Annotated in this window: 14 protein-coding genes; 4 read left to right on the forward strand and 10 right to left on the reverse strand. The window is 63.0% G+C overall.

All coding sequences use genetic code 11. The features are described from left to right. Positions 1–227: 227 nt before the first annotated feature. Positions 228–1,511 carry a secretion protein EccK gene (locus tag AB0I14_RS13405; protein WP_358021604.1) on the reverse strand — a complete coding sequence of 428 codons (1,284 nt, stop codon included), beginning with the start codon at positions 1,509–1,511 and terminating at the stop codon, positions 228–230. Between the two features lie 537 nt (positions 1,512–2,048). On the opposite strand from AB0I14_RS13405, the gene AB0I14_RS13410 reads away from it, so the two are divergent. Then, positions 2,049–2,294, forward strand: a complete 246-nt coding sequence (locus AB0I14_RS13410; protein ID WP_358021607.1) for a hypothetical protein — start codon at positions 2,049–2,051, stop codon at positions 2,292–2,294. A gap of 177 nt (positions 2,295–2,471) precedes the next feature. On the opposite strand, the gene AB0I14_RS13415 is transcribed toward AB0I14_RS13410, so the two are convergent. The 6 genes from AB0I14_RS13415 to AB0I14_RS13440 all read right to left on the reverse strand — a co-directional run bounded on the left by AB0I14_RS13415 (position 2,472) and on the right by AB0I14_RS13440 (position 8,406). Then, positions 2,472–3,497 carry a hypothetical protein gene (locus AB0I14_RS13415; RefSeq protein ID WP_358021610.1) on the reverse strand — a complete coding sequence of 342 codons (1,026 nt, stop codon included), beginning with the start codon at positions 3,495–3,497 and terminating at the stop codon, positions 2,472–2,474. A gap of 235 nt (positions 3,498–3,732) precedes the next feature. Continuing rightward, on the reverse strand, positions 3,733–4,377 hold the full coding sequence (locus tag AB0I14_RS13420; protein ID WP_358021613.1) for a hypothetical protein: 645 nt from the start codon (positions 4,375–4,377) through the stop codon (positions 3,733–3,735). A gap of 1,032 nt (positions 4,378–5,409) precedes the next feature. Continuing rightward, positions 5,410–5,898 (reverse strand): hypothetical protein, encoded by a 489-nt coding sequence (locus AB0I14_RS13425; RefSeq protein ID WP_358021616.1) that lies wholly within the window; start codon positions 5,896–5,898, stop codon positions 5,410–5,412. Between the two features lie 68 nt (positions 5,899–5,966). Further along, positions 5,967–7,694 carry an alpha/beta hydrolase gene (locus AB0I14_RS13430; protein ID WP_358021619.1) on the reverse strand — a complete coding sequence of 576 codons (1,728 nt, stop codon included), beginning with the start codon at positions 7,692–7,694 and terminating at the stop codon, positions 5,967–5,969. Next, positions 7,691–7,990: a type VII secretion target gene (locus tag AB0I14_RS13435; RefSeq protein WP_358021622.1), complete on the reverse strand. Its 300-nt coding sequence runs from the start codon at positions 7,988–7,990 to the stop codon at positions 7,691–7,693. Before AB0I14_RS13435 ends, AB0I14_RS13430 begins: the two co-directional genes overlap by 4 nt. Positions 7,991–8,253: 263 nt before the next feature. Further along, positions 8,254–8,406: a hypothetical protein gene (locus tag AB0I14_RS13440; RefSeq protein ID WP_358022901.1), complete on the reverse strand. Its 153-nt coding sequence runs from the start codon at positions 8,404–8,406 to the stop codon at positions 8,254–8,256. On the opposite strand from AB0I14_RS13440, the gene AB0I14_RS13445 reads away from it, so the two are divergent. The 3 genes from AB0I14_RS13445 (at position 8,363) to AB0I14_RS13455 (ending at position 10,178) form a co-directional block, all read left to right on the forward strand. Beyond that, positions 8,363–8,710, forward strand: coding sequence for a DUF4333 domain-containing protein (locus AB0I14_RS13445; protein ID WP_358022803.1), 348 nt, complete (start codon positions 8,363–8,365; stop codon positions 8,708–8,710). The two genes, AB0I14_RS13440 and AB0I14_RS13445, sit on opposite strands and share 44 nt — an antisense overlap. Before the next feature lie 196 nt (positions 8,711–8,906). Continuing rightward, positions 8,907–9,485 carry a hypothetical protein gene (locus tag AB0I14_RS13450; RefSeq protein ID WP_358021625.1) on the forward strand — a complete coding sequence of 193 codons (579 nt, stop codon included), beginning with the start codon at positions 8,907–8,909 and terminating at the stop codon, positions 9,483–9,485. A gap of 141 nt (positions 9,486–9,626) precedes the next feature. After that, on the forward strand, positions 9,627–10,178 hold the full coding sequence (locus AB0I14_RS13455; protein ID WP_358021629.1) for a hypothetical protein: 552 nt from the start codon (positions 9,627–9,629) through the stop codon (positions 10,176–10,178). A gap of 25 nt (positions 10,179–10,203) precedes the next feature. Here AB0I14_RS13455 and AB0I14_RS13460 read toward each other — a convergent pair whose 3' ends face one another. Genes AB0I14_RS13460 through AB0I14_RS13470 form a run of 3 tightly spaced genes read right to left on the reverse strand, consistent with a single transcriptional unit; the run spans position 10,204 to position 11,827 of the window. Continuing rightward, on the reverse strand, positions 10,204–10,689 hold the full coding sequence (locus tag AB0I14_RS13460) for a hypothetical protein (protein ID WP_358021632.1): 486 nt from the start codon (positions 10,687–10,689) through the stop codon (positions 10,204–10,206). A 9-nt stretch (positions 10,690–10,698) separates the two neighbouring features. Beyond that, the gene (locus AB0I14_RS13465) at positions 10,699–11,007 is read right to left on the reverse strand and encodes a DUF4333 domain-containing protein (protein ID WP_358021636.1); all 309 of its coding nucleotides are present in this window, start codon (positions 11,005–11,007) and stop codon (positions 10,699–10,701) included. 58 nt (positions 11,008–11,065) lie between these two features. After that, positions 11,066–11,827: a DUF4333 domain-containing protein gene (locus AB0I14_RS13470; RefSeq protein WP_358021639.1), complete on the reverse strand. Its 762-nt coding sequence runs from the start codon at positions 11,825–11,827 to the stop codon at positions 11,066–11,068. Position 11,828 lies beyond the last annotated feature (1 nt).

An 11,828-nucleotide genomic window follows, 5' to 3' on the forward strand; every position in this document is an offset into this window, starting at 1 on the left:
ACGGCCTTCAACGAAGACCCTTGAGCCACAACAAGATACATTCACGTTCGCGCCACTAACGGTCGGCCCGACCCATTTGGTATCAGCAATTTCCAGGCCTGAGTCGTTGAGCGGCGGAATGACCGCGGTCAGCCGCACAACGAAGTCCGAGGCGCAGTGTTCGATCAACTGTCCACGGGTAGAAGGTAATTGGCAGATCCTCGGATGTGCGGCGACCTTGCCGACAGTCACTTCGACTCTCCGAGTGCATCGGAGTTCAGCACACTCACGTGCTGCCAATACAGTGCGTCGGCGATCGCCTCCCGCTGACTGGGTCCATCGGTGGCCGTGTACGCGGCATGCATCGCCACCTCATACATGTGCTGGCCGTAGGCCACCATCGCCTGCAACTGCACCGCCACCCGACCCGGGTCACTGTTGAGCAACGGACGGAACACCGCCATCAGCAGCTTCACCCGACGATCTTCCGGCGGTTGTGGATCCACGGGCGCCGGCGGCAACAACTCCGTCAACCCCGCATCGCTGACCTTCGACAAACGCTCGGCCACCTCTGGCGCAATCAACATCAACCGCGACCGCCCCTGCATCTGGCCATTGGTCGGCAAGTCGTCGGGGTGCAATATAACGGTCGCTGCCCCCGAATCGAACCCCTTGAGTTGCTCCTCGAGCGCAATCACGGCCCGTAGTTGCGTGTCGTGGGCCTGAGCCCAACTCTCCAGCGCCAACATCGGATACGTCGCCGACCGCCCCCGCTCCTTAGCCGCAACCGACTCATCCAGGCTGGCGAACTTCACCTGATCCGGCAAATTCACCCCGTCCGGCACAAATCCCAACCCATAGTTATTGGCCACCACGATCGTGCCGTCGTTGGTCAATGCGGTCAGCCACATGAACCGCGGAGCAGTGGTACCCACGTTCAGCGCCGCCGCTATCCGCCGAGCGAGCTCCAACGGATCAGTACTGGACCGCCGCGACGCTTTCGCAGCTGCGTCGCGCTCGGCACGTGCGGCTGACACCGGAATAGGCGCCACCTGCGCCCCGCCACCGGCGGTCGCAGTAGCTGCCGGGTTCATCGCCGGACCGACTGCGCCCGGAGCCGGCCCGCCGGGCGAAACAGGCGCGGCGGGAGGCGCGGTCGGTGGCGGGCCCAACGGCATCGGAGTGCTCGGTGCGGCACCGGTGGCCGCACCCGAACTCACCGGAGCAGAACCGGCGCCGGCGACGCCACCTGCTGACTGCGCCATGGTTCCCGGTGCCGGCGGCGCTCCCGTCCCGGCCGGCGCGGTGTTGAGCGGCTGCGTGGTGGGCTGTCCGCCAAGTGGCTGCGACGGCGCTGACGACATCTGCTGCGGGGGCCCACTGGCCTTGGCAGCGTCTGCCATGCCCTTCTGGAACTGATCCAGCGGATTCGTCGGCTGAGCACCCGTGCCGGCGGCACTGGTCGGAGCGCCAGTGGCCCCCGCTGCGGACGCAGCGTCGGACTTCGGCCCACCCGCCGACATCGGGGACACGCTTGGTCCCTGCGAACCGCCACCGGTCGACGGTGGCGCGAGCGTGCCGGATACCGCTGCCGGGGGAGGCGGCGCACTGGGTACTGATGGTTGCGGATCTGGATTGATTGGCGCGGGCCGCGTACCTGGCGTCTGATTTCCGAGATCAGTCGCGGGCGCCGGATCACCCTGGCTCCCAGGCGAAGCTGGACCCGGCAACGGGGCGGGCGTCTGATTGCCGAGATCAATAGCGGGCAACGGATCACCCTGCCCCCCAGGCGAAGCTGGACCCGGCAACGGGGCGGGCGTCTGATTGCCGAGATCAATAGCGGGCACCGGATCACCCTGACCCCCTGGCAAATCAGGCGGCTTCGTCGGCGCTGGTCCGGGCACCTTCCCGTCCGCGCCCGGGGTATGCGCCGGCACATGCAAATGGTGCGCTAGAGACTTCGCCGCATCGGAGACATGCCCGACGTTTTCGTCGTAGCCCTTAAGTATCTCGTCCTCGATCCGATCGGACCGAGTGTCTTTTAAGGGAATCTGAGGAAAGCCCTCGTTGTGAATATCTTCGCACGCCTTCTGCACCCGTTGCGCGGTCGAATTAACCAGATCTTTGGTGTCGGCGATCTTCTTTTCGATGAGTTGCAGTTTGCCTTTGACCCGCTCCGCGGCGGCCTGACTGAGTTCGTGATCGTGGATGATCCCGGAAGCCTCGTCGTAAGCGGCATGGGCTCCCGTGCCTTCCCAGTGATCGGAAAGCTTCATTCTCTGCCGGCCGGCCTCCGGCACCACTTGATCGCGTAGGTTCGTTGCCAACGTGCCGAACGCATCCGCTGCCGCGCCGATGGCCTCTTCATCAGCGTCTGGCCACCCGGCACCAACTACGGTTTGGCCGCCGTATTCACTGGTATCGGGCTGTTTTGTCCCCACGGCGACTACTCCCTGCTCGGCTTCCTGGCGCGACTCCTCATTTGCGCCCCGTCACCCCAAAGCCTTGCAAGCGGCAGCAACCACATTCGCAGTGCGACTCGCAGCGGCCACGAGATACTTGTCGGCCGGGGTATAGGTAGGCAGCGCCTCCAAATAGGCCTGACGATACTGAACTGACAGGTCTGCAAGATCCCGCAGAGTCGGATTCCCACTTTGCCGACCAAACGCGGACAGTTGAGTGTTCAAAAGCCTCATGACCGGAACCACGTCGTCGTTGATCTTTCGCTGTTCCGGTGACCATTCGACGCCGGGGGTATCCGGACTTGTCGCGTTCCAGGCGTCACTATTGGCGAAGTACTGCTCCATCGCGGAGTTCCATTCCGGGCAGACTGGATTTGGCTCGGACAGCAGTTTTTGCGCATCGGCGGGATCACGCACCGGCGCAACCTCGGACGGTGTGGGTAGGGGCGGAACAAGCGGCCCCCGTGCGGTCGCCGAACCGTAATTGATCGCCGCGCATATTCTGTCAATAGCATCGGATGCGCTGGCTACGACCGCGGCCAAGTTGTTGTCGATTGCGGTATAAGTGGGGATACTGTCGGCGTAGGCGCGTGCGTATGCGATTAGCTGTTCATACAGTTCCCGCATAACCCGATGCGGGGTCAGTTTCGCCGAGGGGATGAGTTGATTGGCTGCATCCCTCAACGCCTGCCCAACGGCCTCATATTGGCCACGAACCTCGGGCGTCCACTCTGCCGCTGGCAGGTCCAGATCGCGTTTTTCCCAGCCATTCTTGCTCCGACTCTGGAGAGCACTGATTACGGGATACTGCGTTGCACACGACGGGTCCTCGGTAATCACCGAAACCGGGCCTGTGTCATTCGCGCTGGCAATGTCCGGGTGCGCCGCACCGCTGACGGATGCGGTGGGCGGAGCGGCCGTCGGCGAACCGGGCCCGCCGCCGTCGCCCTTGTTCGCCACCGACAACGTGACCGCGGCGGTCACTCCGACCACCGCCACCAACGCCACCCCACCCAGCGCCCACTTCCAGCCGTTGCCGCGCTTGGGGGCCTGCACCGGCAGCGGCTGCTGCCATGCCGCGGGCTGGCTACCCGGCCCGACGCCGGCGCCTGGGTACCCGCCCGACGCACCATACGGCGGCTGAGAACCGCTGTACGGCGGTAGGGGACCGCCATGCGGCGGCTGAGAACCCCCCGCGGGGGGCACCGAACCAGAGGGAGGCGGTGGGAGCGTCACCGATGCACCCCCACACAAGCATTCACGACATTCATCCCAACAACATTGCCGTGCTTCACAGCGCAACCTCCGGTGACGTCTCGGTCATCCGTCGATTCCCGTCACCCGGAATCGACGGTTTTGCCTGCGGTGCACCCACGGGTGCCTGCGGTCCAGAGCCACCACCAGCCCGGTCCGCATCCTTCTTCTCGTGCTCATCCGAAGACCTATCGGCGGTGGACTTCTCCTCGTCCTTCTTTTCCTCGTCCTTGCCTGCCGGGGAGCCGGGCTGCTGGGCGCCATCAGCACCCCCGTTGGCAGCCCCATCCGCCTTGGCGCCCTCACCCGGTTTCTCTGAACCCTGAGACGCCTGTTGCACGATGCCCTGCACCCCTTGCATCACCGGCTGCACCATCTGGCCCGCTGCCCCCGCCGCTTGCATCGGCACCTGCACAGCCTGCTGCCCCACCTGCATCGCCACCCCCATCAACTGGCTCAACAGATTCATACCGCCATCGCCTGCCGACGAGGCAGCGGCAGGCGCGGCGCTCGCTGGGGAACCGGCCCCGAACGCATCGGCAGGGTCAGCCAACTTGCGTCCGGCCGCACCGATCTGATCCCCTCCCGCCCCATCGGTACCGTGATACACACCTCGCGCAGCCTGCAAGTTTCCGGCAAACCGCTCCTCCCGCGCACGAGTGGCGGCAACTTGCTGTTTCACGTCGGCTTCATAGTCCGGGACCACCGCTGCCACGAGAACGCTGAGAGGGTCACTGCCAGCTGTAACTGCAGGGGCTGGCGGCACCGTCACCTCAGCCGGATCCCAGGCAAGCTTCGCCTCATCGACCCGAATACCGGGATACCCCATCAGCAATTCCCCTCGCACACCCCACGGCACACCCACCAACGCTGGCACAGCACCTGTCAGCTTAACGGCCCTTCGTTCCTGCCATATGCGCCAATTCGTCAGCGTCCACCCCGGCCCGCCCAGCTGCAAGCAAGGTTCCTACCCAGGCAAGGCTTTCGAGGGTGCACACACCCCGATCAGCGCTCCCGGGCTTGAAGCAGCGAGCCGCCCGCCAGAGGCCTCAGCTGCCAAACAACTCCGGCGGACCCGAGTACTTCTGCGCCCACTCCGGTCCACACTGCTGACGTAGCCCCCCACTACATAGGTGACCGAATCCCAACCGCTGCCCCGACCTGCCCGGAACAGTCCCGCGTAGCGCTTCGAGGCACCGATTGCCGCCACCTCGGCCAGGCGGGGTTCCGGACTAGTCGAACGGCTTCCCCGTCAGTTCCCTGAAGGTGTGCGGATAGGAACGCCCATCCGTTTGAGGCTCTGAAGCCCGCTCGAGAAGTTGCCGACCTTACCCAGTTATCCATCGACATCGGCCATCTTTCAAAAAGGCCTTTCCCTCAGCCCAATTCGGGTCTGCGTCGTGCGATTGCTGACGACTCGGCGTCGACGGCTTGGCGGAATTCCCACCGACGATTCAGGCCCTCGTGGTCGTCATCCAATGAGACCTTAACCAGTCTGCGATCCACGACGGTCCCAAGCCGCAACGATTAGCGCGGACCACGACTACCGTGGGCTTTCATCCCGTTTGTGCCACCCGCCAACACGGTGTCATGAGCAGATTCACCTTGCGCGGCAACGCAATCACCTCGTTCATCCACCAAAGCGACTAACGACCGCAGCGGGCTAAGTGCCCCTACTTCGATAGGTCCCTGGCCGAATCGGTTGAGACGAACGCTATCGCGATTCCAGCTCAGCCGTGACGTCGCCTCGGTCGAACGGGTCTTTCGAGTGATCGTAGGAGTCGCGGCATTGTCCATACAGGGTGACGACGACATGTCCTACGGGGGGCGGATCGGCGTCGACCACATTCACTTCCGCGTCTACGTTGTTTTTCGTCAGAGTCTTTGCGTGCGAATGAAAGTCCGGGTCGCCCTGCCACCCGTGCTGCTGTAGCGCGGAAATTACCGTCGTCGGATCCACCGGAGCGGACCGGTCGGCTCCCGGCATCCAGAACACCACCAGCACCTTGCCCCTAAACGGGCCCTTGTTGTTGTCGGTGCAGGATTCGTAGGTGAACCTCGTCCGCACCAGGTTGCCCTGCAACCTCAGGTCCTGTACCAACCCCTTGCCGACATCCATCACCTGCGCGCGGGCCTGCTGCGGCGTCATCGGATCTGTCACCACGTCACCATTACCGCACCCGACCATCACAGCGGCCAGCATCAACAGTCCGATCGCCCCAACCACGCGTCTCCAGCACGTACCCAATCGTCATACTCCTCCCTCGATCGCTAATGCTTGTGGTTGTCTTGAGCTTGCCGGCCGACCTCCGGGTCCAGGGCTTGATCCAGCCCCGGCGGAGTGATCCAGGCGGGAAGGACGAACGGTGTGCCCGGTAGTCCCACTGGCACCTTGGCATACCAGTGATCGGAGCGGTGCTCGGCTGTCATCCCATGCTGTTGCAGTTGATCACCATGACCAGAGGCGATGTCGGCCATGCTATACAGCGACTCCGAGCCTTTTTCGAAGTATCTGCTGTGATCAGTGGTGAAGTCGCCCAGCGACGATTCGGCGTGGAACCGAGTCGATCCGTACCCGTCGATTGACGGGTCGGTACCCAGGCCCAGACCGGGGCCACTGACGTGTTCACGACCGAAGTAGGTGACCGGGTCGGTGCTGGCCGCCCCGACGTACAGGTGCCCGTCTGGGGGCAGGTGGAAATCGGCTGCGGATTTCGCCAGGTCGGTGCCGGGGCTGCCAATCAGCACAATGTCGTCGGCACGCATGCCATATCCGGCCGCCGCATCGGCCACCGTGGTGGAACCGTAGGAATGGCCAATTACCGTCAGATGCGACGGCCCCCTTTGATGGGCTGCCTCCAGGGCGTTGACGTCGGCGGCCAAAAGTTCAGCACCATGGCGAGCCATGTTGGGCACTGCGACAGCCTGGTCGTCCGGCGCGTCATAACCCATCCACATGACCACGGCGTTCGACGTGTCCTTGCCGGCCGCCATGCTGGTCTCGTTGTAGAGGTTGACCGGATCCGGGTTGTCCAACGACCCGGCCTTCACCGACGTAGTGAAGCCGGAGACTTTCACGGTGGTGTTGTCGGCAGTGTCGGGGTTGCCGATGGCGATCGCGGCGGCGCCCTTGCCGCCGAACGCCTCCGGGTCGTACTTCGTCAAAAGGATCGGCGGCTGCCCGCCGGTGCTATCGACGGCGTCGTTGGCGTAGCGGTCCATGGCCTTCTGCACCTCGACCGCATTGTGGTAACGCATCATGTCCCTGGCGGTCAAGCCGTACTGCTCCGGGTGCGCCTGCACCTCATCGGCGCTGACATGATGCGCCTCGGCCACCGAAGTGACCCGCGCCAGGTCCTGTTCGTGAACCTTGAGATTGGCATCGCTCTGCTTCTGGCTCGGGGTTCGGGGAATCCGGTCTCCGGCCTTGTCCCCGATCAACGGCACCGCGCAACCGCCCTGGGTACCCTGGGTGCTGTCCAGACCGGCCACTGCCTGCTGCACTGCTTGGTCGGTTTCCTGGTCGGTCGCGTCGAATTCAGCCAGCAACTTCTTCAAAGCGGCGGTGTTGCGCGCCGCCAGCGCGCGCACCATCAACACGTTGACGGTACTGAGCTGCGCGTAGCGATCCAGCGCACTGCCCGGACGGACCGTGACGGTACCGTCTGGGGCGACCTGCCAACCCTGGCCTTCCAATTGCGCGGTGGTCTGCAGCACCGACGTGCGTTGCTGGGTCAACTGCGCTCCGCCAGCCTGGAGGGGGTCCTGCACTTTCACCATGGCGTCGTGCACGCGCTGCATCTGCGTAAAGGTCTTCAGGCCGTCGGCAATTGCCGCATCCGAAGCCGTGCCCTGCCATCCCGACGCCAGCTTGGCCAGATTCGCTTGTTGCTTCTCGATCTGGGCTTGGTAGGTTGCCGCAGCCACGCCCATCTGGCCGGCGGCCCGGGTCAGCGCCTCCGGCTGTGAGGCCTGCACTTGCGCGATGGTGACAGTCATCGGCTCAACTGCTGAAATCGACGACCGAACGCGACGTCGGTCGCCTCGTACCGCTGAGCTGCCGCCTCAAGCTTCTCTGAGTGATCGTTTAGTGCGGCGCTGACGGCCTGGTTGGCCGCATCGAGCATTGTCTGGGCTAATCGGCAACCGTCTGCACTGTGCAATCCCGCCATGCCGGTCGCCGCATCAGCCAGCGCCGCAGCAGCTCCGGTGTTCGACGCGGCCGCAGCCACCGACTTCTCGTCGGCAGAAACATGTCGCAGCACCGTCGGATACACGCGCAGGGTAGGTGCCATCTTTCAATCGTAAGGTCGTCATCGGCACTGTTCAGGCACCAATTTCAGGTTGGCTGCCCGGCGGGGTCGGACGGAGGCGATGGAACAACAACGTCGGCGCGGCTTCCGGCTCGGGGCTTGAACTGGATTGCGCGAACAGGCGCGCGGGGCAGCTGTCGAACGCGTTCCACGCAATCGTGGGCAAAGCGGGTGATCCCAGGCCCGAATCTGCAGCCTGCCATACTCTTCGGACGCCCGCGGAGATCGCCGGGGGCTGCGAGGATTCAGGGGGCAGATGTGGCTGTGCAATCGATGACGCGATGGATGGCGGTTGCGACATTGCCAGTGATCGGGGTTTTGGCCGGATGCTCCGGCAGCTTCGAGGTCGGCACGATGTCGTCGTCATCCTCGTCGCCTGCACCTTCGTCGTCTGCCACTTCAAGCGCACCAGCCGTGCCCGAGGTGAGCAAGAAGGCTTTGGAATCCGCCGCAATGAAGCAGCTTCAGCCCCAAATCGACGTACCGATCGACTCGGTTGATTGCGACGGTAATCTGCCCGCCAAGGTGAGCGCGACCCAAACGTGCACAGTGACCGTGGGCGAAGACACCTATCACGCGACGGTAACGGCAACCGAGGTCAACGGCACCAACGTCGATTTCAACATTTCGATCCCACCCGGTCAGGGGACGTCAGGCGACTCATCGGGTACCGACGACTCGTCACCCAGCCCGGCAAACTGACACACCCCGCCGGCGCGCTGGCGTCGGATCGCATCGCCGACTGGCGGGAACAACACGGCACGAGCCAAACATCGCTTGCATCGCAGGACGACTTAGAAGAATATTCAGGCCGGAGCAGACCTCAGTCCGGAGATGATCTGCGGTGAACGTGACTAGTGGCCTGCCGGCCGGCTGACTGCCAAGGGGGATTACTGGCATGGCACCTTACGGTTCGAACGACTGGGACGACACCGCCGACGACAACGTCCTCGACGCGCTCGACTTCGGCACCCCGGTGTTCGACGATGATTCCGGCCTTGACGCCCTGCCAGACCTCCACAGCGGCCAAGACAGTGAACACGGTGGGGGCCTCGACGCAGCAACTGACTACCTGGACCACGCGTTCGAGGAACCCGAGGTCAACAGCTTCGGAGCCAACGTGGACCAAGCTGAGCCCAATGAAATAGAGCAGGTCCCAGTGGTTCACGCCACGAACCCGCCTGGCACCGTCACCGTCAGCGCGTATCTCAATGGCTCGATTGCGAAGGTGGACCTCGCGCCGAAAGTCGCCGTACTCACCGAAGCCCAACTGGCCGACGAAATCTTGTTCGTGGCCGGGGTGGCCAACAAACGCGCGACCGCGGTGCTACACGGCGAAGCCGTGGGGATGCTCGTCGAGCACGGAATGGACTTCCGTGAAGCTCAGTACTTCGTCGAGACAAACATGCCCTACGCAACCCCGGAGCAAGCCGACGACGCCGAACGCGCGCTCATAACGCGACACTTCGGCCAGTAGTCCTGCACGTTCCGATCCTGGTCGACCCCGCTCCCTGTGACCAATGCGCCGGCGCGTCGGACGGGCAGGCTCACCTGAGCGCGTTGCCAGGTCGGCGAGACGAGATTGGGGAGAATGAGCGAGTTCATGAACGCTGTCGCCGTGGCGGCGGCCGACACGCCCTATACCGTCGTGCCCACCAAGCGTGGTTTCGATGTGCAGTTAGACACCGCAAATGGGCAATGGTGGGAGCTTTTCGCTCGTATCAAGATGCGCAAGTCGTTCCGTTGGCGCGTTGCCGAGAAGCGCGGTGGCAATACGTTCACCATCACCGACCGCGAAGTCAGTGTGGACTGGCGCGCCGGGACACCCTCGATAAGCAACGGCTCGCAGTCGTTTTGGGACGGTGTCGACTTATCCACGTTGTCCTGGAACGGATCGTGGAAGATCAGAACTGGACGCATCATCGGATGGTCCCGCCAAAACATCTGGGCGATGTCTGATCGAGGCCGCATCGAGCGGGTGGTCGATTACAAGTTCAACGCACGCGAGGGCCGGGACCTGATCCGAATGGTTGCCAAGCAAAGTGGGCTCAAAGAGCGCCAACCGTTGACCGTGAAGATGACGTGGGCCATGGTGTCGGCAGTACCGATCGGATTCGGTGTCTACGGGCTGGTCGAACTGGCACACAACGCCTTGCCTGCGCTGGGATGACCTCAGGCTGGGGCCAACTCAAGTCTCACACGCTCCGGTACAGCAGTCCTTTGTACATCCAGCCAGAAGCGGTCGCAGTATCTCGCAACGGATTCTTCATGTCGTTCGTGTCGAATCGGTAGTCGTATCCATTGACGGTGCCCGACGCAGTCACCTGAAGGTTGCCGCTGGAATCGACCCGGATCTGGCGGAACCGATTGTTGTCGTCGCGGCGCCACTCCCACATCTGGTCTTTGGCTCGCAGTTCAGACTTCTCCGGATCCAACCGCATGAGGATCATGAAGCTCTCGTTGATGTTGATCTCATCGAAGATCGGCTGCCACCGCGGATCGCCCGTCCTCCACTCCGCGACAAGGTCAACCCGTTCTTCGGATGTGCCCTGCCGCACCCGCCACGGCGCTGCAGCGTTGTTCAACCGCATCAACCGTTGCCATAGTTCTTGGGGAGACACCGCGATGACGTCGGGTTGCGGCTTGCGACTGCCACTGCCGAAGAAGTCAGAGAAACCCATGGTTGCCGCTCAGGACATCGGCTTGTCGTCGACCTTGGCATCGAACTTGATGTTGCCGTCACTCACCGATGTCGCGGTGACAGTCACACCCAATTTCGCGCCCTTAACGGTCAACACACATCGCTGCGTCGCCCCCACCTTGGCCTCAAGGTCACCGTCGCACGTCACCGAATCCGCCTTCTTACCCGCTTGCGCCTCCAGCTTCTCCTTGACCGTTTTGGCCAACTGATCTTTTGGCGTTCCGGTCTTGCCGACATGTACGTTGGCCGAGCACGCGCCAAGGAGTCCAGCCGCCACGAGCATTGAAGCGGCCAGCATTCGGCGCGTATCAACCTTCGCACTTAGCATTTCAATTCCCCTCTGAGATATTTCTCAACTACACCATTGGTTTGCGATCAACCTGTATATCGAACTTGACGTCGGCATTTTCGACGCCGGTCACGGTAACTGTGACGCCCAGTTTCGTTTCACCAACCACTAACGCACATCGCTGGACGGCGCCAATCTCTGCAGGAAGGTCGCCGTTGCAGATCACGGCGTCAGCCTTCTTCCCGGCCGAGCGCTCCAGAAGTTCCTTAACCCGCGATTCCAGATGCGCTTTACCCAGGCCGGGACGCCCCGCACGACCGGGAGGTGCATCACCCGTTTCGCTGGTTTCTCGTCGCGCTTGGATAGATTCCATGAACTGCACAACCGCGGATTGCCCGGACTCATAGTCCGCTGCCGGCGCGCTGTACAGCAGCTGCAGCAGAACCAATTTAGACGGTTCTTCAGTCGGTATTTCGAAAAGAAACTGGGACTGCTTGATATCTATGGATCGTCCGTCGAGATTGACGGTGAATTGAAGTTCCTGGGCGTACTGGTCGGGCGGGGACTCCGAGATCATCCCTTCCCGCACCAACGTCAAATCCGTGGTCCGGCCGGCCAGTCTCTGGCGGTACGCAGCAGCGCGCTCGGCTAGGTCTCCAGTGGGCCCCATGAGCTGTTCGGTGACCGTGATGTTCGTCGTGAAGGGCGCATCAAGATCAGCTCTGCGCAGTAAGACGATTGATGCGGCGTCCTCGTTCACAACCTGGGGCTCGACAGAGACCCAACCGTCGGGTACGTCGCCTGTCAGCTCAATACCCTGCGTAGCCACA

Source organism: Mycobacterium sp. NPDC050441, assembly GCF_040655355.1.
Classification (GTDB): domain Bacteria; phylum Actinomycetota; class Actinomycetes; order Mycobacteriales; family Mycobacteriaceae; genus Mycobacterium.

What these genes read in the sequence shown, in the direction of transcription:
- AB0I14_RS13460 (WP_358021632.1), bottom strand. Translation starts at nt 10,689, where the DNA reads ATGGGTTTCTCTGACTTCTTCGGCAGTGGCAGTCGCAAGCCGCAACCC.
- AB0I14_RS13425 (WP_358021616.1), bottom strand. Translation starts at nt 5,898, where the DNA reads ATGCTGGCCGCTGTGATGGTCGGGTGCGGTAATGGTGACGTGGTGACA.
- AB0I14_RS13445 (WP_358022803.1), top strand. Translation starts at nt 8,363, where the DNA reads ATGTCGTCGTCATCCTCGTCGCCTGCACCTTCGTCGTCTGCCACTTCA.
- AB0I14_RS13430 (WP_358021619.1), bottom strand. Translation starts at nt 7,694, where the DNA reads ATGACTGTCACCATCGCGCAAGTGCAGGCCTCACAGCCGGAGGCGCTG.
- AB0I14_RS13450 (WP_358021625.1), top strand. Translation starts at nt 8,907, where the DNA reads ATGGCACCTTACGGTTCGAACGACTGGGACGACACCGCCGACGACAAC.
- AB0I14_RS13465 (WP_358021636.1), bottom strand. Translation starts at nt 11,007, where the DNA reads ATGCTGGCCGCTTCAATGCTCGTGGCGGCTGGACTCCTTGGCGCGTGC.
- AB0I14_RS13435 (WP_358021622.1), bottom strand. Translation starts at nt 7,990, where the DNA reads ATGGCACCTACCCTGCGCGTGTATCCGACGGTGCTGCGACATGTTTCT.